21 protein-coding genes and 1 pseudogene are annotated in these 23,521 nt (G+C 37.5%); 14 read left to right on the top strand and 8 right to left on the bottom strand.

Translation table 11 applies throughout. The annotated features are described in order from the left end of the window. Positions 1–9 precede the first annotated feature (9 nt). Together BGI23_RS17800 and BGI23_RS17795 are read right to left on the bottom strand one after the other, a co-directional pair. Positions 10–282, bottom strand: coding sequence for an HU family DNA-binding protein (locus tag BGI23_RS17800; RefSeq protein WP_001043904.1), 273 nt, complete (start codon positions 280–282; stop codon positions 10–12). 142 nt (positions 283–424) lie between these two features. Continuing rightward, complete coding sequence (locus BGI23_RS17795) at positions 425–1,240, bottom strand: formate/nitrite transporter family protein (RefSeq protein ID WP_000110521.1); 816 nt, start codon at positions 1,238–1,240, stop codon at positions 425–427. Between the two features lie 196 nt (positions 1,241–1,436). Here BGI23_RS17795 and BGI23_RS17790 point away from each other — a divergent pair, with 196 nt between their 5' ends. Beyond that, positions 1,437–2,330, top strand: a complete 894-nt coding sequence (locus BGI23_RS17790) for a metallophosphoesterase (protein WP_070806719.1) — start codon at positions 1,437–1,439, stop codon at positions 2,328–2,330. 112 nt (positions 2,331–2,442) lie between these two features. Here the strand turns inward: BGI23_RS17790 and BGI23_RS17785 are convergent, their stop codons facing one another. Next, the gene (locus BGI23_RS17785; RefSeq protein WP_070806718.1) at positions 2,443–3,525 is read right to left on the bottom strand and encodes a chitinase; all 1,083 of its coding nucleotides are present in this window, start codon (positions 3,523–3,525) and stop codon (positions 2,443–2,445) included. 415 nt (positions 3,526–3,940) lie between these two features. On the opposite strand from BGI23_RS17785, the gene gabP reads away from it, so the two are divergent. From gabP to entD, 8 genes are all read left to right on the top strand, one after another. Then, a complete protein-coding gene (gene gabP / locus BGI23_RS17780) occupies positions 3,941–5,335 on the top strand; it encodes a GABA permease (RefSeq protein ID WP_000360119.1) in 1,395 nt (464 codons plus the stop codon). Positions 5,336–5,469: 134 nt separating this feature from the next. Continuing rightward, positions 5,470–5,808 (top strand): hypothetical protein, encoded by a 339-nt coding sequence (locus BGI23_RS17775; protein WP_002022209.1) that lies wholly within the window; start codon positions 5,470–5,472, stop codon positions 5,806–5,808. 317 nt (positions 5,809–6,125) lie between these two features. Then, positions 6,126–6,668, top strand: a complete 543-nt coding sequence (locus tag BGI23_RS17765; protein WP_000228316.1) for a DUF420 domain-containing protein — start codon at positions 6,126–6,128, stop codon at positions 6,666–6,668. 117 nt (positions 6,669–6,785) lie between these two features. Further along, positions 6,786–7,949 carry an iron-containing alcohol dehydrogenase gene (locus tag BGI23_RS17760; RefSeq protein WP_001179082.1) on the top strand — a complete coding sequence of 388 codons (1,164 nt, stop codon included), beginning with the start codon at positions 6,786–6,788 and terminating at the stop codon, positions 7,947–7,949. A 157-nt stretch (positions 7,950–8,106) separates the two neighbouring features. Next, positions 8,107–8,859, top strand: coding sequence for a DeoR/GlpR family DNA-binding transcription regulator (locus BGI23_RS17755; RefSeq protein ID WP_000957267.1), 753 nt, complete (start codon positions 8,107–8,109; stop codon positions 8,857–8,859). Continuing rightward, a complete protein-coding gene (gene pfkB, locus BGI23_RS17750; protein WP_070806717.1) occupies positions 8,856–9,767 on the top strand; it encodes a 1-phosphofructokinase in 912 nt (303 codons plus the stop codon). Before BGI23_RS17755 ends, pfkB begins: the two co-directional genes overlap by 4 nt. Before the next feature lie 13 nt (positions 9,768–9,780). Then, positions 9,781–11,640: a PTS fructose transporter subunit IIABC gene (locus BGI23_RS17745; RefSeq protein ID WP_000704628.1), complete on the top strand. Its 1,860-nt coding sequence runs from the start codon at positions 9,781–9,783 to the stop codon at positions 11,638–11,640. Positions 11,641–11,988: 348 nt separating this feature from the next. Next, entirely contained in the window at positions 11,989–12,921 is a 933-nt protein-coding gene (gene entD / locus BGI23_RS17740) for a cell wall-binding protein EntD (protein ID WP_070806716.1), read from the top strand. A gap of 62 nt (positions 12,922–12,983) precedes the next feature. Here entD and BGI23_RS17735 read toward each other — a convergent pair whose 3' ends face one another. Next, positions 12,984–13,229 (bottom strand): hypothetical protein, encoded by a 246-nt coding sequence (locus tag BGI23_RS17735; protein ID WP_000814415.1) that lies wholly within the window; start codon positions 13,227–13,229, stop codon positions 12,984–12,986. A 181-nt stretch (positions 13,230–13,410) separates the two neighbouring features. On the opposite strand from BGI23_RS17735, the gene miaA reads away from it, so the two are divergent. Next, positions 13,411–14,364 carry a tRNA (adenosine(37)-N6)-dimethylallyltransferase MiaA gene (gene miaA / locus BGI23_RS17730; RefSeq protein WP_000504941.1) on the top strand — a complete coding sequence of 318 codons (954 nt, stop codon included), beginning with the start codon at positions 13,411–13,413 and terminating at the stop codon, positions 14,362–14,364. A gap of 21 nt (positions 14,365–14,385) precedes the next feature. Beyond that, positions 14,386–14,610, top strand: a complete 225-nt coding sequence (gene hfq / locus BGI23_RS17725; protein WP_000813896.1) for an RNA chaperone Hfq — start codon at positions 14,386–14,388, stop codon at positions 14,608–14,610. An 80-nt stretch (positions 14,611–14,690) separates the two neighbouring features. Here hfq and BGI23_RS17720 read toward each other — a convergent pair. Both BGI23_RS17720 and BGI23_RS17715 read right to left on the bottom strand, forming a co-directional pair. Continuing rightward, positions 14,691–17,720, bottom strand: a pseudogene (locus tag BGI23_RS17720) (Gly-Xaa-Xaa repeat protein). 113 nt (positions 17,721–17,833) lie between these two features. Further along, the gene (locus tag BGI23_RS17715; protein WP_016718265.1) at positions 17,834–18,799 is read right to left on the bottom strand and encodes a tyrosine-type recombinase/integrase; all 966 of its coding nucleotides are present in this window, start codon (positions 18,797–18,799) and stop codon (positions 17,834–17,836) included. 113 nt (positions 18,800–18,912) lie between these two features. Here BGI23_RS17715 and spoVK point away from each other — a divergent pair, with 113 nt between their 5' ends. Further along, complete coding sequence (spoVK, locus tag BGI23_RS17710; RefSeq protein ID WP_000438181.1) at positions 18,913–19,869, top strand: stage V sporulation protein K; 957 nt, start codon at positions 18,913–18,915, stop codon at positions 19,867–19,869. Between the two features lie 35 nt (positions 19,870–19,904). Here the strand turns inward: spoVK and BGI23_RS28755 are convergent, their stop codons facing one another. Both BGI23_RS28755 and BGI23_RS17705 read right to left on the bottom strand, forming a co-directional pair. After that, positions 19,905–20,039, bottom strand: coding sequence for a hypothetical protein (locus BGI23_RS28755; RefSeq protein ID WP_000181496.1), 135 nt, complete (start codon positions 20,037–20,039; stop codon positions 19,905–19,907). Positions 20,040–20,138: 99 nt separating this feature from the next. Continuing rightward, positions 20,139–20,762, bottom strand: coding sequence for a trimeric intracellular cation channel family protein (locus BGI23_RS17705; protein ID WP_070806715.1), 624 nt, complete (start codon positions 20,760–20,762; stop codon positions 20,139–20,141). A 92-nt stretch (positions 20,763–20,854) separates the two neighbouring features. Here BGI23_RS17705 and hflX point away from each other — a divergent pair, with 92 nt between their 5' ends. Continuing rightward, entirely contained in the window at positions 20,855–22,129 is a 1,275-nt protein-coding gene (gene hflX / locus BGI23_RS17700; RefSeq protein WP_070806714.1) for a GTPase HflX, read from the top strand. Further along, positions 22,122–23,393 carry a methionine gamma-lyase family protein gene (locus tag BGI23_RS17695; RefSeq protein ID WP_000460319.1) on the top strand — a complete coding sequence of 424 codons (1,272 nt, stop codon included), beginning with the start codon at positions 22,122–22,124 and terminating at the stop codon, positions 23,391–23,393. Before hflX ends, BGI23_RS17695 begins: the two co-directional genes overlap by 8 nt. Positions 23,394–23,521 lie beyond the last annotated feature (128 nt).

Below are 23,521 nucleotides of genomic sequence, written 5' to 3'. Positions count from 1 at the left end.
TATTTTTCATTATTTTACAGCTTCTTTTAGTTCTTTACCAGCTTTGAAAGCAGGTACTTTAGAAGCTGCGATTTGCATTTCTTCACCAGTTTGTGGGTTACGGCCTGTACGAGCAGCTCTTTCGCGAACTTCGAATGTACCGAATCCGATAAGTTGTACTTTTTCACCAGCAGCTAAAGTGTTAGTGATTGATTCTACTACAGTTTGTACAACTACAGTAGCTTCTTTTTGAGAAATCTCAGCATTTTGTGCTACGTTTTTAATTAATTCTGTTTTGTTCATGTTTTTCACCTCATATGTAAATATTGCTATTTAAGTTGTTATTATAACGTATAAAACATTCGAGAACAAGTGTACGTACATATATTCGCAAAAAAAAATAGAATTTGTAATATTTTTCAGGATCGCTGAATAGTCGTTCCATTTAAGCGGATACAGATTTTTTCTTTAATGCAGTTTGTTCTTCTTTGGAAGGCAGTTTCTTTTTATAAGATATAAAATAAGGTAGTGCCACAAATAACATACCGCCTACTAAGTTTCCAAAGAAAACAAAAATAAAGTTTGGAAAATATTCAATCCAAGTTAAATGACCGGCAAAAATTGCAGCTGGGATGACAAACATATTGGCTACAACGTGTTGAAATCCAATTGCAACAAAAGTCATAACGGGGAACCAAATACCGATAATCTTTCCGATAAATTCTTTACTTCCCATACTAAGCCAAACAGCTAAACAAACGAGCCAATTACATCCGATTGCAGAAATGAAAGCTTGTAGTGGTGTATCTTGTAGTTTAGCTTGCGCAACAGAAACTGTTTTCGCTAAAAAAGCGCCCTCTGCTAATCCGACGATATGACCGAAAAAATAAGCAACGAATACAGCACCTATGAAGTTGCTAAACGTAACAATGACTAAATTTCGAATGAAGTGAAATAAGTCGATTTTTTTATGAAGCCACGCCATTGAAACGGTCATCATATTGCCAGTTACTAACTCACCGCCTGCAAGAATAACGAGTATAAGACCGATAGGGAATACAGCAGCGCCTAGAAAACTAGTAAATGATCCCCAAGCCTTTGGCATTGTTCCAATAACATGAATATCGAGTAAATACCCTAATGCTATGAAAGCACCGCCAAAAAAACCGAGAATTAGCATAGGGAGTAGTGATAAATGAGCTTTTTTTCTTCCAGAATTAGCAGCAAGTTCCGTAATTTCTTCTGGTGTAAATACAGACATGAATAATCTCTCCTTAATAAAATGATGAAATAAATAGATGGAACATTTTTAAGAATCTATGTATTATAAAAATATGTTATGACTTCTGTATAAATTTGTCAAAGTGAGCAGTGATAAAATAGGATATAACTAACATTGTTCGTGTTGTCACATTCATGTAACAATAAGGCTTTAAAGTACGTCTAGAGGTGAGAACATGAATACGAATTATGTAAAAGAAGAACAGAAAAAATCAATTGTCAACATATCTATAATCAGTTTCATAAGTATAGTAATGATTTCTATAAGTTTGTATTTTTATGCGACAGAAATAGAACGAAAACTAGTAACAGTTACGTGGAATGAAATAGAAGCTTCTACAATTCCTAAAGAGTTTCATAATAAAAAAATATTGCAGTTTTCAGATGTGCATTTAGGGCCAGAATTCACACTGAAACAACTAGAAAATTTGGTGGAGAAGATGAATGCGTTACGTCCAGATGTAGTAGTTTTCACAGGGGATTTAATAGATAAGTTTGGATCGTATAAAGCCGAAAGAGAAGAAGCGAAAGGTATTTTACAAAAAATACATGCGCCCTTAGGGAAATATGCAGTGTTTGGGAATCATGATAGAGGCGGGGGAGGTAGTTTATTTTATAAAAAATATATGGAGGAAGCTGGTTTCACTGTGTTAGTAAATGAAGTGCAGAAAATTAAAGCGGAAAACGGCAAATATATTACAATATCAGGTTTGGATGATTTTTTATTAGGTAAGCCGCAAATAGACTCGACTTTAAAACATGTAAGGCAACAAGATTTCAATATGTTATTAGTACATGAGCCGGATGTTGTAGACAAAATAGCACGTTACCCAGTTGATTTTCAAATGTCAGGCCATAGTCACGGAGGACAAGTTCAAATCCCTTTTATCGGTCCATTCATTACGACAAAACTAGCTGAGAGTCATGTTGAGGGTATGTATGAATTAGAAGGAAAGAATAAGCCATTACATTTATACGTAAATCGTGGGATTGGGACAACTCGAATGCCTGTTAGATTTTTGAGTGTACCTGAACTTTCAGTATTTGTATTGAAGCAAAATAGTAACTAATGTATTCAATTCCACATCATCATTCTTAATTTGATTTTGATGAACGAGCGATGTTAATTGATGGTAAATAAAAAACAACAATAGGTCATATAAAACCTATTGTTGTTTTTTATTATTTTTGCAAGGGGATCGCATCGAAATATGTTCTATAGTTACTAGAGAATTCAAAGTTGTTTTTTGCATCCCAATTAATAGACCAAGACATTAGACCGCGGAATGCAGGATAGCCACTCTCATTTGAAAGTTTATACTTTCCTCCGAAAGGAATTCCCTTAATGATATAATCTAAAGCTTTTTTCATTTCAGTTGGAGAAATATACCCACCACTTGGAGCGGCCGCTGGTGCTGCAGGAAGTCCAATCATTACTTGATCCGAACGAAGAGCTGGGAACATGTTATTTGCATTACCACCTACAGGAAAACCATGTAAGAGCATATCTGCCATAGCGACCTCGTAGTCTGCAGTACCTTGATTGTAGTTATTACCGTCCATTCCAACCCCGCTGCCAGCGTTGTAGTGTTGAACGTGAATGTATGTCAGTTTGTCTTTCACTCCGTAAATAATCGGTAAATATGCCCCCCAGATGCTTCCGTATGCGCTATAACCTCCTTGAACATAAGCTGTTTCAGGAGCCATACTTAATAGAAAGTCGGGACCATAATGATCTGAGATTGTTCGAATAGCCGAAATAAGATTTACGATTTGAGGAGTAGTTGGGTTTTTGAAATTAGTGTCATTTCCGTTTAAGTAAATACCTGATTCAAGGTCAATATCTATTCCATCAAAACCGTATTTATCGATTAGAGATTGTATGGAATTAATGAAACGTTGCTTAGCAGCATTGTCAGGAAGTAAAACGACCCCGTTTTGTCCACCTATTGAAAGAACTACTTTCTTTCCTTTACTTTTTAAATAAGAAATATCTGATTTGAATTCTACATCTGTACCATACACAGGAGAAAATTCAACAGTAGAACGATCACCACCAGTTTCCCCGAAAGATACATTGATTACATCCCATTTTGGTGAAACGTCTCTTAATTTAATAATGCCAGTACCGTTATCAAAGTTATGCCAGTATCCAACGAGTAGTTTTGATCCTAAATTGTTTGCTGCTTGTGCTTGAAAGGGGGCTAGTGGTAGTAGTAAAAAAATTACTAACGTACAACAAATGAATTTGAACTTGTTTAACATATCAACACTCCTATACAAAAAGTTGTCTAGATGTATAATCTTGTTTATTTAATAATATCTGAAAATTCATTCTTTTGTAAGGTGACTATAATTTTCTCAACAATTGTATATGGAAAATTAGTAAACCTAATGTAATAATTTTTGTAGGAGTTTGTATTACATTTGTTAAATTCAGAATATTTTGATATATTTTAAAGTGTAGGCCAAGGTTTTTCGCATAATACTCTTACATAAAGTGAAACTTTAATCAGTGGGGGCATCCCCCGCTGATTATCAGCCCTCACCAATCGGGCATTTACGGGCAGTAGATTCCCGCCTAACTTCTTTGCTTCCGCTAAATTTTGAGGTGGGGGTTTTACTGCCCGTTAATGCGGGGTAAATTTCAAAATTACGTTTGGAAGGGGATGTATAAGAGTTGGATAAAAATCTTAAGAAAGACCTCAAAATACGTCACATTACAATGATCTCAATTGGCGGCGTAATAGGAGCTGGTTTGTTTGTTGGAAGTGGGGCAGTTGTGCATTCAGCAGGACCAGGTTCTATCGTTTCATATGCATTAGCAGGACTTCTAGTCGTTTTCGTTATGAGAATGCTTGGGGAAATGGCAGCTATTAACCCGACAAGTGGGTCATTTGCAACATATGCAAGAGAAGCAATTGGTCCGTGGGCCGGTTATACAATTGGGTGGCTATATTGGTTTTTCTGGGTAATTGTTATTGCGATAGAAGCCACAGCAGGTGCTGGTATTATTCAATACTGGATTCCAGAAATCCCGCTTTGGTTATTAAGCCTAATATTAACGATTTTATTAACATTGACGAATGTTTTTTCAGTGAAATCATTTGGAGAGTTTGAATATTGGTTTTCTTTTATTAAAGTAATAAGTATTGTTTTATTCCTTTGTCTTGGGCTAGCTGTTATTTTAGGATTTGTACCAGGCACGGAAGCACCTGGCACTTCCAATTTAGTAGGACAAGGAGGATTTATGCCAAACGGTATAAGTTCGGTGCTACTTGGAATTACTGTCGTAATATTTTCATTTATGGGATCTGAGATTGTTGCAGTAGCTGCTGGAGAGTCTGCTGAACCTGTAAAAGCAGTAAAAACAGCAACAAATAGTGTAATTTGGCGTATTCTCGTATTTTTCATTGGATCTATCGCTGTAGTTGTTACACTTCTTCCGTGGAATTCAGCGAACATACTAAAAAGTCCGTTTGTAGCAGTACTGGAACATATAGGAATACCAGCGGCAGCACAAATTATGAATTTTATCGTTTTAACAGCTGTACTTTCATGTTTAAATTCGGGTTTATATACAAACTCAAGAATGCTTTTTTCGATGGCAGAAAGAGGAGATGCTCCAAAGGCGTTTTTGAAATTGAACAATAGTGGTGTTCCAGTTCGGGCAGTTTTATTCGGAACGTTCTTCGCTTATATTGGAGTTGTTTTTAGTTATATATCTCCAGATAAAGTCTTTTTATTTTTAGTGAATGCATCTGGCGGGATTGCGTTGCTCGTTTATCTCGTTATAGCTGTTTCACATTTAAATATTCGGAAAAAAATGGGGAGAGTAGAACAACAAAATTTGAAAGTGAAAATGTGGTTTTTCCCGTATGTGACGTATGTTACAATTGCAGCTATTATAGCAGTTTTAATTGCGATGCTTGCAATTGAATCTTTACGTTCACAAGCACTTTTGACGATGTTTGTTACGGTTCTTATAATCATTTCTTATTTTATTTTTAATAGAAATAAAAATAGTACGGTGTTGAATACTAAAAGTAAGAATGAGGAATCTATTCGATTCTAATTTCTTGTTTTCTAAGAAATGCTACATCCAATCATTGGTAGAAAAGATTCATATATAAGTAAAGAAAAGAGTAATTACTATTGTCATAGTGAATATAAACTTTTTTCTTGACTTTTTATACGAAGGCGAGCAGAATGGTAAAAAAGGAAGGGGGGATGACGATGGAAGAGTATGTATTAGAGCTGTATAACCTGTTATATACGACAGAATGGCAAGATATTGTTTCGTTTCTAGGAATCGTATTTTGTATGAAAATTGTAATTGTATATATGGAAGAGCAAGGTATGTTCTATTCCTTCTCATCCCCGTTCGATGTGCAACGCGAGCCGTTGCTGAACTATGCCAAGGTAAATTACGAACAATTTCCTTTTGTATTTTTCTTTATGATTCGATTTATAACAGCAATTGTAAAGAAAAAGGAAAGTGACGATGAAGAGTGCCACTCAACTTGTAATATAGCTAATGTTTTTTAAGCTAAATACAAGGAGGAGATTTATATGTGGTTTCGATTTCTTATGATTGGTTTCTTTTCATTAACAGCAATTTCTTTAATGGGATATCAAGTGTCTGAAATTTTTCAAGCATATAGCGATACATTTTTTAACAAAAACTAATCGCATTGCTATTTGAATAATAAAGCGATAAAATCCTTCTTAAGAAGTTTTATTAAGAAGGATTTTTTCTTTGTTTTGTCTTGCTGTGTCAAACTATTGTCACATTTACACTGTGAATAGTATGTTAAAATAGTGAGGTTACGTATACATATTTGAAGGAAGAGGGAGTGACCATTTTGGTGGATCAATCAACAAATCAGAAAAGCTATGCTCCTATTGTGATAACGCTTTCTGTAATTGTAAATGCGATTATTTTATTTTTGTTCTTTGGACCTGTTGGCTATGAAGGAGAAGTACATTTTGATGTAACGATTTTACCAATGTTAAACGCAATTTTTAATAGCTTTACGTTCGTATTCTTATTAGCAGCTCTATACTCTATTATTAAGAAGAATGTGAAAATGCACCGTGGTTTTATCCTAGCAGCATTTACGACGACATTGCTATTTTGTGTTTCTTATTTATCGTATCATTACTTAGCGCCGGCAACACATTTTGGTGGAGAAGGATTCATTAAATATGTGTATTTCATCATTTTAATTACACATATTATCCTAGCAGCAATTATTGTACCACTTGCATTGTTTGCACTTGTATTTGGTTTTACAAATCAATTAACACGTCATCGTAAAATTGTACGTTGGACGATGCCGATCTGGTTATATGTAAGCTTATCTGGTGTTATTGTTTACTTAATGATCTCACCTTATTATCAATAAAAAAATCTCAGCCTATAGGCTGAGATTTTTTCGTTAGGCAAATATTTTTGTAAAATGAAAAAAATATGGTATACAAAAGTATAGTTGCTTTTCATATAGAAGGGATGGTAAAGGGATATGCAAAATTTTGTATTTCGTAATCCAACGAAACTTATTTTCGGTAAAGGTCAATTAGAGCAATTGAAAACTGAAATTCCACAGTTCGGTAAAAAAGTTCTTCTCGTATACGGGGGAGGCAGCATTAAAAGAAATGGTATTTATGATAATGTAATTTCTATTTTAAAGGATATAAATGCGGAAGTATTTGAATTGACAGGTGTTGAACCGAATCCACGTGTATCAACTGTAAAGAAAGGAATTCAAATTTGTAAAGAGAATGGTGTTGAATTCATTTTAGCAGTTGGCGGAGGAAGTGTAATTGACTGTACGAAGGCAATTGCAGCTGGTAGCAAATATGATGGAGATGTATGGGATATTGTAACGAAAAAAGCATTTGCTAATGAGGCATTACCATTTGGTACCGTACTTACGCTTGCGGCAACAGGATCTGAAATGAATGCTGGTTCTGTCATTACAAATTGGGAAACGAATGAAAAATATGGCTGGGGTAGCCCAGTTACTTTCCCTCAGTTTTCAATTTTAGATCCGCTCCATACTGCGTCTGTGCCAAGGGATCAAACAATTTACGGTATGGTAGATATTATGTCACATGTATTAGAGCAATATTTCCATCATGGAACAAATACAGAATTACAAGATCGTTATTGTGAATCTGTTTTAAAAACAGTAATTGAGACAGCTCCTAAGCTTTTAAGTGATTTAGAAAATTATGAGCATAGAGAAACGATCTTATATTGCGGTACTATGGCGTTAAACGGGATTTTAGCGATGGGAGTAAAAGGAGACTGGGCAACTCATAATATTGAACATGCAGTTTCTGCGGTTCATGACATACCACACGGGGGTGGCCTTGCGATTCTATTCCCGAACTGGATGAAGCATGTTGTAGATGAAAATGTAAGTCGTTTTAAACAGTTCGCTATTCGTGTATTCGATGTAGAAACAGATGGAAAGACTGATCGAGAAATTGCGTTAGAAGGAATTGAGGCTTTACGTCAATTTTGGACTTCAATTGAGGCACCAGTAAAGTTATCTGATTACGCTATTGGAGAAAATGAAATTGATTTAATGGCGGATAAAGCGATGGCTAATGGCGAATTTGGTAACTTTAAAAAATTAAATAAAGACGATGTTTTAAGCATATATAAAGCTTCCCTATAAGTGAAGCGAGTAAAGAAACCCATTTGATATCACAATCAAATGGGTTTCTTTTTGTTGTTTATAACTGTTTGTGATTGTTTTTGGTTATTTATGAATGTTTATGGTTGATTTTTGTGATCGTTTTCATTATACTGTAATCAAAGAAGAGGTGAATAAAATGTTAACTCCTGAACGTCATCAAATGATATTGCAACTTGTAAAAGAGCAGAAGGTTGTTAAATTACAGCAATTAGTGGAAAGAACAGCGAGCTCTGAATCAACAATTCGTCGTGATTTAGCGCAATTGGAAAAACAACGGTTATTAAAAAGAGTTCACGGTGGTGCGGCTGTTTTAACAGGAAAAGGACAGGAGCCGACGATGGTTGAAAAATCATCCAAAAACATTCAGATAAAACAACAAATTGCGAAGTATGCGGCTAGCGTTGTGGAACAAGGTGATTGCATTTATTTAGATGCAGGAAGTACAACATTTGAAATGATTCCATTTTTAATAAATAAGGATGTTACTGTCGTTACGAATGGACTTATGCATATTGAAGCTTTAGTTGAAAATAATATTCGTGCTTATTTACTAGGCGGAATGATGAAGAGTAGGACGAAAGCTTTAATCGGTGCCATGGCACAGGAAAGTATGCAGAAGTATCGTTTTGATAAATGTTTTTTAGGGGCGAATGGTGCACATGAACAGCTTGGTTTTACAACACCAGATCCGGAAGAGGCGCTTTTAAAGCAAATGGCATTAACATTAGCAAATGAAGGATATTTCTTAATTGATGAAAGTAAGTTTTCGGAAGTTGCGTTTGCGAAAATTGCCAACGTTGAAGAGGCGAATATTATTACAAACCATTTAGAAATTGATTTAGAAAAATATAAAAGACAAACCAATGTAATTGAGGCTGATAAACAATGATCTATACAGTAACTTTAAACCCATCTATTGATTATATAGTACAAGTTAATTCCTTAGAGTTAGGCGCAGTAAATCGAGCAGAAAAAGATATGAAGTTTCCTGGAGGGAAAGGGATTAATGTTTCTCGTGTTCTTCATCGTTTAGGTGTTGAAAATGTAGCGCTAGGATTTACTGGTGGATTTACCGGTCGATTTATTAAAGATGTATTACAGACGGAAGGTGTAATAACAAACTTTATCCAAGTAAATGAAGATACTCGAATTAATGTGAAAATAAAAGGGAAAGAAGAAACAGAATTAAATGGGCAAGGACCTAGTGTGACTAAGGAACAATTTGAACAATTAATGAAACAAATTGAAAGTATGCAAAAGGGAGATTGTGTTGTACTAGCTGGAAGTGTACCAGCGTCTATTCCAACTACTTTTTATGAATCAATCGCAGCGTTCGGAGCTGAAAAAGGCATTCGTGTAGTAGTAGATGCAAGTGGTAGTGCCTTGCAGCATGTAGTTAAAAATAAACCATTTTTAATAAAACCAAATCATCATGAACTTGGTGAGTTATTTGGAGTAGAAATTTCAACAGCAGAAGATATTTTACCGTATGGAAGAAAATTAATTGAACAAGGTGTAGAGCATGTTATCGTATCAATGGCCGGAGATGGGGCTTTATTATTTACGGCAGAAGGTATATATGAAGCAACTATTCCAAAAGGTGTTGTAATTAATTCGGTTGGGGCTGGAGATTCTCTCGTTGCGGGATTTGTAGGAAGATATGAACAGACAAAAGATATTGAAAAGGCATTTCAATATGGCGTTGCAACAGGGAGTGCAACAGCATTTTCAGCCGATTTATGTGAAAAGGAAAAAGTAGAAGAATTATTGTCGCAAGTAATTGTAACTAAGCGATAGGGGGAAGCAACATATGAAAATTACAGAACTATTAAAAAGGGATACAGTTATTATGAATTTGACAGCTTCAAATAAAGAAGCTGTCATAGATGAGTTAGTTGAGAAATTAAACGGGGCAAATCGTTTAAATAGCAAAGCTGAATTTAAAGAAGCTATTTTAAAGCGGGAGTCACAAAGTACAACCGGCATTGGTGAAGGGATTGCTATACCTCATGCGAAAACAAAAGCTGTTAAGCAACCAGCGATTTGTTTTGGTAGAAGTGTAAGCGGTATCAACTATGAATCGCTTGACGGACAACCTGCGCATTTATTTTTTATGATTGCTGCAAGTGAAGGGGCGAATAATACGCATTTAGAAACGTTATCACGCCTATCTACACTATTAATGGATGAAGGGTTTCGTAAGCAATTGTTAGAAGCAAAGGATGAAGAAGAACTTCTTCGTTTATTTGATGAAAAAGAAAATGAAAAAGAAGAAGAAGAGGTTGAAGTTGCAAAACCAGAAGGGAATGAACCGTATGTATTAGCTGTTACAGCTTGCCCGACTGGAATCGCTCACACATATATGGCTGCAGATAGCTTGAAAGCAAAAGCAGCAGAGCTAGGAATTGCAATTAAAGTTGAAACGAATGGATCAACAGGTATAAAAAACGGTTTAACGAAAGAGGATATTGAACGCGCAACAGCTATAATTGTTGCGGCAGATAAACAAGTAGAAATGAATCGTTTTGCTGGTAAACATGTTATTCAAGTGCCAGTCGCTGACGGGATTAGAAAAACTGAAAAACTTCTTAATCGTGCTGTAAAACAGGATGCACCAATCTTTAAAGGTGTAAAAGAGGATGGAAAGGCAGAAAATACGGAGAAAGAAAATGGATTAGGAATTTATAAGCATTTAATGAACGGCGTAAGTAATATGCTTCCATTCGTTGTTGGTGGCGGGATTTTAATTGCGCTAGCGTTTTCGTTTGGTGGTATAAAAGCAGAAGGTCCTTTAGCTGAATTGTTCATGTCTATTGGAGGAGGGGGAACAGGGGCATTTTTATTCCTTGTACCAATTTTAGCAGGATTTATTGCTAGTTCTATTGCTGATCGTCCTGGTTTTATGCCTGGTGTTGTCGGAGGATTTTTAGCGGCACATGCGAATGCTGGATTTTTAGGTGGATTAATTGCTGGTTTCTTAGCCGGATATGTTGTTTTAGGATTGAAAAAATTATTTTCAGGGTTACCAGTACAGTTAGAAGGAATTAAGCCTGTTTTGTTATATCCAGTCTTTGGATTATTGATTACAGGAGTTGTTATGCAAAAAGTAGTAATTCCGCCTGTAGTAGCATTGAATGAAATGTTAACAGGATGGTTAAATGGTTTGAACGGTACAAATGCTATATTACTAGGTCTTATTTTAGGTGCGATGATGGCAATTGATATGGGTGGTCCAATTAATAAAGCAGCATTTACGTTTGGTATTGCTGCGATAGAAGCGAAGAACTTTGGGGTGCATTCAGCGGTTATGGCTGGTGGTATGGTGCCACCGCTTGCAATTGCGTTAGCAACTACCTTCTTTAAATCGAAGTTTACAGAAGCGGAACGTAAGTCTGGTTTAACAAATTATATTATGGGGGCATCGTTTATTACAGAAGGTGCGATTCCATTTGCAGCAGCAGATCCGGTTCGGGTAATTGTCAGTTGTGTTGTCGGTTCAAGTATTGCAGGTGCATTATCAATGTTATTCCAAATTACATTGCCAGCACCGCATGGTGGATTGTTTGTTATCGCTTTAGTAAATAAACCAGTGTTATATATTTTCTCGATATTGATAGGGGCAGTTGTTTCTGCTCTTATGATGGGAATTTGGAAAAAGAAAGTTAAATAATACGTGTAAAGGGAGTAGCTTTTATTAGCTGCTCCTTTTTATTACAAAAAAGGAGGTTGATAATTGGAGAATGATGAATTTTGGTAAAAGATGTAATGAAATATGATTTTTTTGTAACAAAAAAGTAATACTGTAATTTTTTCTGGAAAAAAATTCTGGTGCTTGTATGTGGAAAATATATGAAAACTATTGGGAATTCTATAGGAAATGTAATTCATTAATATGGAAATTTATGTTACAGCTCATTAATCGTATATTACGAATGGTTTGTAATTGTGTGTTTTCTAAAAATCTTAAAAATCCGTTGCTATAATAAAAATACGAAAACAAAGCAAATGGAGGCTATTCATGAAAAAATTATTAGGTATAGCAACGGCGGCAGTTTTTGGTCTTGGGATTTTTGCAGGTTCTGCGAAAGCGGAAACGATTGTAACAACAGACGTATTAAATGTTAGAGAAAACCCAACTGTAGAGTCTAAGCTTGTAGGTAAAATGTTAAGTGGAAATAAATTAGATGTTGTAAATACAGAAAACGGATGGACAAAAATTAAATTAAATGGTCAAGAAGCGTTTGTAAGTGCTGAATTTACAAAAAGTACATATTATGTAACGGCGGGTGTGTTAAATGTTCGCGCTGGAGCGAATACTGACTCAGCAATTCTTGGAAAACTGAATAAAAATGATGTAATTGAAACGACAAATCAAGTTCAAAATGAATGGTTGCAATTTGACTATAATGGAAAAACAGGATATGTTCATGTGCCATTTTTAACAGGAACGGCACCAGTGATTGAAAAGAAAGAAGTTGCAACGAAAGAAGAAGCACCGGAAAGAGTAAATATGCCGGTTAAAAGTAATAAAGTAGCTAAGAGTAAAGAATCTGTTAAGAATGTAGAATCAAGTAAACCTGTGGCAAAACAGCAGTCAACTACGAAACAAGTTGCGAAATCTAATGAAACAAGTGCACCGACTAGTGGACGTGAAATAACGGTAGAAGCGACAGCATATACAGCAGATCCGAGTGAGAATGGTTCGTATGGTGGTCGTGTATTAACTGCAATGGGGCATGACTTAACAGCGAATCCAAATATGAAAGTAATTGCTGTTGATCCTAAAGTAATTCCACTTGGATCAAAAGTATGGGTAGAAGGATATGGAGAAGCGATTGCTGGAGATACTGGTGGTGCGATTAAAGGAAATCGTATTGATGTTTTAGTTGGCTCAGATGGTAGTGCGAATAGCTGGGGGCGCAAATCTGTAAAAGTGAAAGTTATAGAGTAGTATATATGTATTAATATAAAAGGCGGTTGCTTGAAAGTATGTAAGCAATCGCCTTTTGTGGATTATTGAAAAGGATAAATAGTTTTACCTGTAATAATTTTATATGCGCTGCAAAATTGGTTTTGTATATACTCTGTATCTTTATTTTCTAGATGTAATGTTGTTTCTTGGAGAGCAGAATGAAAAGAACGTAGTAAACAATTTAAGGCGAAGTATAATTCTTCTTGTGAACAATTGTGTTCTTTTGTAGCAGTAGCTAAAATGAGGTCTTTTGTCAAAGATGAAAAATTGATAGTGGATTGTTTCATAGTTAACTCATCCTCTCGAAGGTATTTTTAATCATGTATATGCGGAATTGGACAAACTATGTTCTTTTTTATTTATAATTTCATGTACCGTAATGAAAGAACTTGCAATCATGCCGTTAAAATTGGTAAGATTGGATATAATCAATAGATGGAGTACATTACATAAAGAGAGTTGAATGATATGGGAGAAGTGCAACGTGAAAAAGTTGCTGTCATCATTGGACCAACTGCTGTTGGGAAGACGAAGTTAAGTATTGATCTTGCCAAAGCGTTAAATGGTGAAATTATAAGTGGAGATTCCATGCAGATTTATCGTACGATGGATATTGGAACCGCAAAGGTGACGAAAGAAGAGATGGACGGAATTCCACATTATATGGTTGATATAAAAAATCCGGAAGAATCATTTTCGGTTGCCGAATTTCAAGAACGTGTTCGTAAGCATATTCGCGAGATTACAGAGCGCGGTAAATTGCCGATTATCGTTGGTGGAACTGGTCTGTATATACAATCTGTTTTATTCGATTATCAGTTTACGGATGATGCTGGTGATGCTATATACCGAGAACAAATGGAAAAGTTAGCATTAGAACGTGGTGTGGAATATGTACATAAGAAATTACAGGAAGTAGACCCAGAAAGCGCTGAGCGTATTCATGCAAATAATGTACGCCGTGTCATTAGGGCGTTAGAAATTTTCCACACGACGGGTGAAAAAATGAGTGATCAACTTGAAAAACAAGAAAACGAGTTATTATACGATGTTTCCTTAATTGGCTTGACAATGGATCGTGAAATGCTATACGATCGCATTAACTTACGAGTTGATATAATGATGGACCAAGGTTTATTAGAAGAAGTAGAAGGGTTGTATAATCGAGGGATACGAGATTGTCAATCTATTCAAGCGATTGGGTATAAAGAGATATATGATTATTTTGAGGATCGTGTCTCTTTAGAAGAAGCGGTATCACAATTAAAGACGAATTCACGTCGTTATGCAAAACGTCAATTAACGTGGTTCCGTAATAAGATGGATGTCACATGGTTTGATGTTACAGACGGTGAAAAAACGTCAGAAATTTTACGATACATAGAAGGAAAGCTACAACTAAAGTCGAATAATAGTAAGTAGAGAAAAAGAGGAGGATTCGACATGAAGCAATCAATCAATATTCAAGATCAGTTTTTAAATCAACTCCGTAAAGAGAATACGTTTGTTACGCTGTACTTATTAAATGGTTTCCAGCTTCGTGGATTAATTAAAGGGTTTGATAATTTTACAGTCCTACTGGAAACAGAAGGTAAGCAACAGCTTATTTATAAACATGCAATTTCTACATTCGTACCACAAAAAAATGTTTCAATTGAATTAGAATAGTAATGAATTATTGTACATAACAAAAAAGAGCGAAATTTCTCGCTCTTTTTTTATTTGCTATAAACAATAAATAGTGAAATTTAAGCGATTCTAAATACAGTTAGACGAATGTTAGTGTTTCCTGTTGCAGGGATCGTAATCTCGTTAAGAGTAGATTGGACAGAAATGTTTGCTCCTGCAGATAATGTTTCGATTGTAGTAAATGAAAGTGAGTCGCCTATTAAATTTGAAGAGAAGTTGTCAGTTGCGACTGCTCCATTTATTGAAATTCCTACTCCGAGTGGCGCACATCCTGGTGCAGTTGTAGAGATGGATACGCTAATTACATAAATACCACCGTTGATAACTGTAACTGTGTCTGTGCCATTAAAGATAATATTATTTACGTTAATTGCAGTACTGAAGATAAAGTTATTAAATTGTAGTACTGTTTGTTGAATGTTGTTTGTTACAACAATTGTTGCTATAGGGAAGCTAGGTCCAGTAGGCCCAGTAGGTCCGGTAACTCCTATACCAGTAGCGCCCGTTGGCCCTTGAACACCTTGAGGTCCAGTAGCACCGGTAGCACCTGCCGGTCCTTGAACACCTTGAGGTCCAGTAGCACCAGTAGCACCCGCCGGCCCTTGAATACCTTGAGGTCCGGTAGCACCTGTATTACCTTGAGGTCCAGTAGGTCCAGGAGGCCCACCAGAAGGCCCAGTAGGTCCGGTAACTCCTATACCAGTAGCACCCGTTGGCCCTTGAACACCTTGAGGTCCAGTAGCACCAGTAGCACCTGCTGGTCCTTGAACGCCTTGAGGTCCAGTAGCACCAGTAGCACCTGCTGGTCCTTGAACGCCTTGAGGTCCAGTAGCACCGGTAGCACCTGCTGGTCCTTGAACGCCTTGAGGTCCAGTAGCACCCGTATTACCTTGAGCACCTTGAGGTCCAGTAGCACCGGTAGCACCTGCTGTTCCTTGAGCACCTTGAGGTCCAGTAGCACCGGTAGCACCTGCTGGTCCTTGAACACCTTGAGGTCCAGTAGCACCAGTAGCGCCCGTGTTACCTTGAATGCCTTGAGGTCCAGTAGCACCAGTAGCGCCTGTGTTACCTTGAACGCCTTGAGGTCCAGTGGCACCAGTAGCACCTGTGTTCCCTTGAACCCCTTGAGGTCCAGTAGCACCAGTAGCCCCGTCCTGTGTTACCTTGAACACCCTGAGGTCCAGTAGCGCCCGTGTTACCTTGAGGCCCTTGAGGTCCAGTAGCACCGGTAGCACCCGCCGGCCCTTGAATACCTTGAGGTCCAGTAGCGCCGGTAGCACCTGTGTTACCTTGAACGCCTTGAGGTCCAGTAGCACCAGTAGCACCTGTGTTCCTTGAACACCTTGAGGTCCAGTAGCACCAGTAGCGCCTGTGTTACCTTGAACACCTTGAGGTCCAGTAGCACCAGTAGCGCCTGTGTTACCTTGAACACCTTGAGGTCCAGTAGCACCAGTAGCGCCTGTGTTCCTTGAACACCTTGAGGTCCAGTAGCACCAGTAGCGCCTGTGTTACCTTGAACACCTTGAGGTCCAGTAGCACCAGTAGCGCCTGCTGGTCCTTGAACACCTTGAGGTCCAGTAGCACCGGTAGCACCCGCCGGTCCTTGAACACCTTGAGGTCCAGTAGCACCAGTAGCACCTGTGTTACCTTGAACGCCTTGAGGTCCAGTAGCACCAGTAGCACCCGCTGTTCCTTGAACGCCTTGAGGTCCAGTAGCACCAGTAGCACCCGCGTTACCTTGAACGCCTTGAGGTCCAGTAGCACCAGTAGCGCCTGTGTTCCTTGAACACCTTGAGGTCCAGTAGCACCAGTAGCACCTGTGTTACCTTGAACACCTTGAGGTCCAGTAGCACCAGTAGCGCCTGTGTTACCTTGAACGCCTTGAGGTCCAGTAGCACCAGTAGCGCCTGTGTTACCTTGAACGCCTTGAGGTCCAGTAGCACCAGTAGCGCCTGTGTTACCTTGAACACCTTGAGGTCCAGTAGCACCAGTAGCGCCTGTGTTACCTTGAACACCTTGAGGTCCAGTAGCACCAGTAGCGCCTGTGTTACCTTGAACACCTTGAGGTCCAGTAGCACCAGTAGCACCAGTAGCACCTGCTGGTCCTTGAACGCCTTGAGGTCCAGTAGCACCAGTAGCGCCTGTGTTACCTTGAATACCTTGAGGTCCAGTAGCACCAGTAGCACCTGCTGGTCCTTGAACACCTTGAGGTCCAGTAGCACCGGTAGCACCTGTGGTACCTTGAACGCCTTGAGGTCCAGTAGCACCGGTAGCACCTGTGTTACCTTGAACGCCTTGAGGTCCAGTAGCGCCGGTAGCACCCGTGTTACCTTGATCACCTTGAGGTCCAGTAGCACCCGTAGCACCCTCCGGTCCCTGAGGTCCAGTAGGTCCAGGAGGCCCGCCAGAAGGTCCAGTACGGCCGGTAACTCTATGCCCGTAGCGCCCGTGTTACCTTGAGGCCCAGTGGCACCGGTAGCACCTGTGTTACCTTGAGCACCTTGAGGTCCAGTGGCACCAGTAGCACCTGTGTTACCTTGAGCACCTTGAGGTCCAGTGGCACCGGTAGCACCTGCTGGCCCAGTAGCCCCTGCTGGCCCAGTAGGCCCAGTAGGTCCTCGAATGAATGAAGCAGAATTAACTAGAGCGGTTTGTAATGCTGCGATTAATTTAAGAAGCTCTTGAAGTGTGCAAGGGTCAATTCGGAATAGTTTTGTAATGGATAGTAAATAATTAATTAGATTTTGAAGTTCGATAAATACAGCGCTTGCTACGAAAGTTGGATTTTTTAATATAGTTATTAAGTTTTTAATAATAGCTAACCCTTGTGCTTTCAGGGAGGAAGTAGCATCTAGTGAACAAATAAATTTACTTAGTAGGTTCAATGTATCGATTAGATCTTCAATATTTTGGGGAGATGGATTTGCGAAAAGTTTTGGGATTATTTTTGTTAAATCGATAATGATTGCGCGGAATGTTCTAAGTTGTGCCTTAGTAACTGGGATTGATGGAGTATTTGGAATTCGTCCAGCGCTACTTGGAAAGCATGGTTTGGAGAATTTGTTCTGACTGTCGTTATAATGAGACATTAAATCTCTCCTTTCTAATGAGGATATGAACGAAACTCATCATAGTAGATGCAAAAATTAGTTAAATGGTCATAGTAAAATCGTTTGTTTGAAGAAAAAATAGAAAAAACGCCTTATGATAAGGCGTTTTTTCTATTTTCTGCATATTGATAATATCGTTTTAGTGAAATCTTTGATTTGAAGCCAGCTAGCTTTATAATTTCTGACTCCGGAGTTTCTTTTTTTATTAAGTTTAAAATATAGGTGTTACGAAAGTGTTGTCCTGAGATTCCTTTGCGTAAATTAGCTCTGGATACTTCAAGGCGAATCATTTTTTGGATAGCGATTTCTGTTAATCCCTTCGGTGCATCATTTTCGTATACCCATCTGTATGTTCCGCGATTAAAATCGAATGCGACAAATAAGGGGTCATTACTATGATATTTTGGACGAACGGGTTCAGGGATGCTTTTGTAATAAGTATATAGTTGTTTTTTGTCTTCGCTAGTTAAAGTAATTGTTCTTTCTACTCCTGCGGTTGCAGGTATAGATAACGTGTTAGTTTCAAAGTGGACGTGATGCATAGTTAATGCTGTAAGTTCCTGTAAGGATAATCCATAGTCAATTAATAAATTTAAAATAGCGATATTACGATCCATCAATAAAGGGCGTACAGGACGTTGTTTTTCTGAAAGTCCTTCTAATGAAGTGACTATATGTTTTAATCTTTTTTCTTCATCAGATGAAATGAAATCTTCATTGCGGAGTGTGCGGTCTGGTTGAATAGAAATTTCCATGTTCTTTAATGGGTTGGGAATATTTAGAAAGTGATGCATTCGATTTAATACAATGAATACACGGTGCATCGTTTTCTCTGAGTAATGTCGATTCTTTTTTAAGTCGGAAAAGTAATCTTCGTAGTCTTTTGTACAAAGTGTAGCCCATATATTACTGGAAGGGAGCTTTTTGTTTTTTTCTAACCAATGTCCGAAATCTTCAATGTCATAAACATAACGTTTAATAGTTGAAGGTTTTCGGCCTTTATTCAATAAAAAAATAGAAAAGGCTTGTATTGTATCATGGAATTCCGTTGTCTCCATAGTCCCACCACCTTCATTATTTCTTTTATTATAGCAAACTTTTCTGAAAATAGTCATTTACAAAGGAGACAAGAATAATAATATTTGGTGAGTGGATAAAATGAGGTGATTGTATGGAACAATCGATGCGAAAGAAAAATAATAATCAAATTAACATTGTGTTAAATCATCGAAAGAAAATTTCTTTACCGGCTGCAGAAAATAAAACAGTAATTTCAAATGAAACTACTACGAAACATGAGATGCTGCAAAGAATTGAAGAAGAGATGGGAAAACTCGTTGGGATGGATGATATAAAAAAGATAATAAAAGAAATATATGCTTGGATTTATGTGAATAAAAAAAGACAAGAAATAGGATTGAAGTCTGAGAAACAAGTACTTCATATGTTATTTAAAGGGAATCCAGGTACAGGGAAGACAACTGTTGCTAGAATGATAGGGAAATTATTATTTGAGATGAATATTCTATCAAAAGGGCACTTAGTTGAAGCGGAACGTGCGGATCTTGTAGGAGAGTACATCGGTCATACAGCTCAAAAAACAAGAGATTTAATAAAAAAAGCAATGGGAGGAATTTTGTTTATTGATGAGGCGTATTCATTAGCACGAGGGGGAGAAAAAGATTTTGGAAAAGAAGCAATTGATACGCTCGTAAAACATATGGAAGATAAACAACACGGTTTTGTATTGATTTTAGCTGGATATTCAAGAGAGATGAATCACTTTCTTTCATTGAATCCAGGACTGCAATCTCGTTTTCCATTTATAATTGAGTTTGCGGACTACTCAGTAAATCAGTTGTTAGAAATAGGGAAGAGGATGTATGAAGAACGTGAATATCAGTTATCGAAAGAGGCTGAATGGAAATTTAGAGATCATTTACATGCTGTAAAGTACTCATCGCAAATTACATCCTTTAGTAATGGACGATATGTCCGGAATATTGTTGAAAAATCGATTCGTACACAAGCTATGCGGTTGTTACAAGAGGATGCATATGATAAATATGATTTGATTGGAATATCAAGCAGTGATTTGATGCTTGAAGAGGAGACGCACAGTACGTAAGCTGTGCGTCTGTTTTTTTTGTATAAGTGCTTCTATTATTTTTTTGCTTTTTCTTGATAAGATTTATGGAATCGTTCCATTTTAGCACTTTTTTCGTGTGCGGAATTAGGGTCGTGTCCAATTTGACCTACTGAGCTTTTTTGAGCCCCTTTATTCACATGGTTTGTCATTTGTATTCACCTCGCTTTGAGGATTAGTATAAACATTCTGTAAAGAAAAACTCATTAGAAAAGAAAAACCCCTTTACGATTTGTAAAGAGGTTGGATTGCTATTTATCCATTGAACGTTCGTTTGTGTCGATGCGTCTATGCGGTAAATGCCATTTGTAATGAATAGAAACCATGCGGAAGCAAACAATTAAAATGAATAAGGTGTATAGAGCCCAATCGCTAACAATAATTTGAGCGCCGATTAAGAAACCTGCCAGAATCGTCCAAAAAGCATATACATCAGCTCGAAGAACGAGAGGTTTTCTACGGGCTAAAAGATCGCGGATAATACCGCCTCCAATGCCAGTTAAAACGGCTGCTACGATTGTAGCGCTAATTGGTAAATTTAATTTTTGAGCGTATAATGCCCCTTGTACGGCAAATGCTGATAAGCCGATAGCATCAGTGATGTTTTCCCACTTTTTCCAGTGTCTAATTAATTTATTTGGAAAAAGAAAAATAATCGTCATTGATAAAAGTGCGATTTGGAATAACATGTCTTGTTGCCAAAACGCGACAATCGGATAACCAATTAATAAATTACGAAGGGCACCTCCCCCAAATGCGGTTGCCATTCCTAAAATATACACCCCGAAAATATCATAATCCTCTTCCATTGCAACAATAGCCCCGCTTAATGCGAAAGCAATTGTGCCTATGATGCTAAAAATCTCCCATGCCATGAATTTTCTCCCCCGCTAACTAGATGAAATGTGCTTCCTCTGCTATTATATTAGAAGGTTTAAATTTCGAAAAGGATGAGTGAACATATTTGATGGAAGAAAAAGAGAAAGTCATATTAGTGGGCTGTCAATTGCCGCAAGATGATGATGAAAAATTTATGCATTCCATGAAAGAACTTGCATCATTAGCGAAAACTGCACGAGCAGAATTGTTATTGTCTACAACGCAAAAACGACCGAAGTTTCATCCGGCGACTTATATAGGTAAAGGTAAATTAGAAGAGCTTACAATGTTAACTGAAGAACTAGAACCGGATGTTATCGTATTTAATAACGAATTAACACCGAGTCAAATTCGGAATTTATCCTCAGTATTAGATGCGAGGGTAATTGATCGAACGCAACTCATATTAGATATTTTTGCGCAACGTGCGAATTCGAGAGAAGGGAAGCTTCAAGTAGAATTAGCTCAGTTGCAATATACAATGCCGCGTCTTATGGGGCAAGGATTGTCTTTATCACGTCTTGGTGGTGGTATTGGAACGAGAGGGCCAGGTGAAACGAAACTTGAGACTGATCGTCGTCATATTCGAGCGCGCGTTGATGAAATAAAGAAGCAACTTGCAGTTGTTGTGGAACATCGAAAAAGATATCGTGAGAGAAGAAAAGATAATAAAGTATTTCAAGTTTCGTTAATAGGATATACGAATGCGGGGAAATCTACGTTGTTTAATAGATTAACGGAAGCTGATACATTTGAAGAGAACTTGTTGTTTGCAACGCTAGACCCGACGACAAGGAAGATGCCGTTACCTTCTGGTTATACAGTATTACTAACTGATACGGTTGGTTTTATACAAGATTTACCTACGTCATTAATTGCTGCATTCCGTTCGACATTAGAAGAAGCTGGTGAAGCGGATGTTATTTTACATGTTGTGGATTCTGCAGACCCTAATTATGTAGGGCATGAGAAAACAGTGAAACAATTATTGTCAGAACTCGAAATTAATCATATTCCTATCATTACGCTATATAATAAAAAAGATGAATTACATCAAAACTTTATTCCGTTTCCGAAAAGTGATTTTTTAATGACTAGTGCTTTTGAAGAAAAGGATTTATTACATATAAAAGAAGCGATAGAAACGAAAATGAAGGAAGAAATGAATCGTTATCAAGTGGAAATTCCTCCGAGTGAAGGTAAGTTGTTAACGTTACTAAAGACGGAGACGCTATTAACGAAGATGGAGTTTTTGGAAGATAAATTTGTGTATGATTGCGCAGGGTATATTTTTGCTCATTCATCACTTAATGTGCAATTAAAGAGATTTTTAGTGGAAGAAGGAGAAAATAAAAATGTTTGATCGTTTGAAAAATGGAAAAAAGATTGCTCCGATTGTAAAGGAAGTAGAGAGCCAAATTACAGAAGTACATAAACGTGCGGATGAAGTAATTGAAAGTAATCAGTTTCGTGTATTAGAAAGTTTTCGTAAACATAAAATTAGTGATTCGCATTTTATTCCGACGACAGGTTACGGTTATGACGATATTGGTCGTGATACGTTAGAGAAAGTGTATGCGGATGTATTTGGAGCGGAAGCTGGTCTTGTTCGTCCGCAAATTATTTCAGGTACTCACGCAATTTCAACAGCGCTATTCGGTATTTTACGTCCGGGAGATGAGTTATTGTACATCACGGGTAAGCCGTATGATACGTTAGAAGAAATCGTTGGTGTACGCGGAAAAGGTGTAGGTTCATTTAAAGAATATAATATTGGTTATAATGCAGTTCCGCTTACTGAAGAGGGGCTTGTTGATTTAGGAGCTGTTGCGGCTGCCATTCATAGTAATACGAAGATGATTGGAATTCAACGCTCAAAAGGTTATGCTACTCGTCCGTCTTTTACTATTTCTCAAATTAAAGAAATGATAGCGTTTGTTAAAGAAATTAAACCGGATGTTGTCGTGTTTGTAGATAACTGTTATGGCGAGTTTATTGAAGAACAAGAGCCGTGTCATGTTGGTGCAGATTTAATGGCGGGTTCGCTTATTAAAAACCCGGGCGGGGGAATTGTTAAAACTGGTGGTTATATTGTTGGTAAAGAGCAGTATGTTGAAGCGTGTGCCTATCGTTTAACATCTCCAGGAATCGGTGCGGAAGCAGGAGCGTCTTTATATAGTCTGCAAGAAATGTATCAAGGTTTCTTCTTAGCGCCGCACGTAGCGGGACAAGCGCTAAAAGGTGCGATTTTTACAGCTGCATTTTTAGAGAAGTTAGGAATGAATACATCACCAGCGTGGAATGCACCAAGAACAGATTTAATTCAATCTGTTCAATTTGATGACAAAGATCGCATGATTGCATTCTGCCAAGCGATTCAATATGCATCTCCGATTAACTCTCACTTCACTCCATATGCCAACTATATGCCGGGGTATGAAGATGATGTAATTATGGCTGCGGGAACGTTTATTCAAGGTGCAAGTATTGAATTGTCGGCTGATGGTCCAATTCGTCCGCCTTATGTTGCTTACGTACAAGGTGGGCTAACTTATTCGCATGTGAAGATTGCGATTTGTTCTGCAATTGATGCATTAATTGAAAAAGAATTATTAACAATTTCTTAAAGGGAAGCTGTCGATTTCGACAGCTTTTTTCGCGTGAAAGTAATGATTTATTTCATTAGAAAAAAGAATGAAAAAATTTTAAAAAAATCATGTAAGAAAAGCTAACATCTATTGACATCAAACATAAC

Origin of the sequence: Bacillus sp. ABP14 (assembly GCF_001831375.1) — a bacterium.
Taxonomy (GTDB): domain Bacteria; phylum Bacillota; class Bacilli; order Bacillales; family Bacillaceae_G; genus Bacillus_A; species Bacillus_A paranthracis.
The sequence above is the reverse complement of the archived record's forward strand: the minus strand, read 5'-3'. Positions and strand labels throughout refer to the sequence as shown.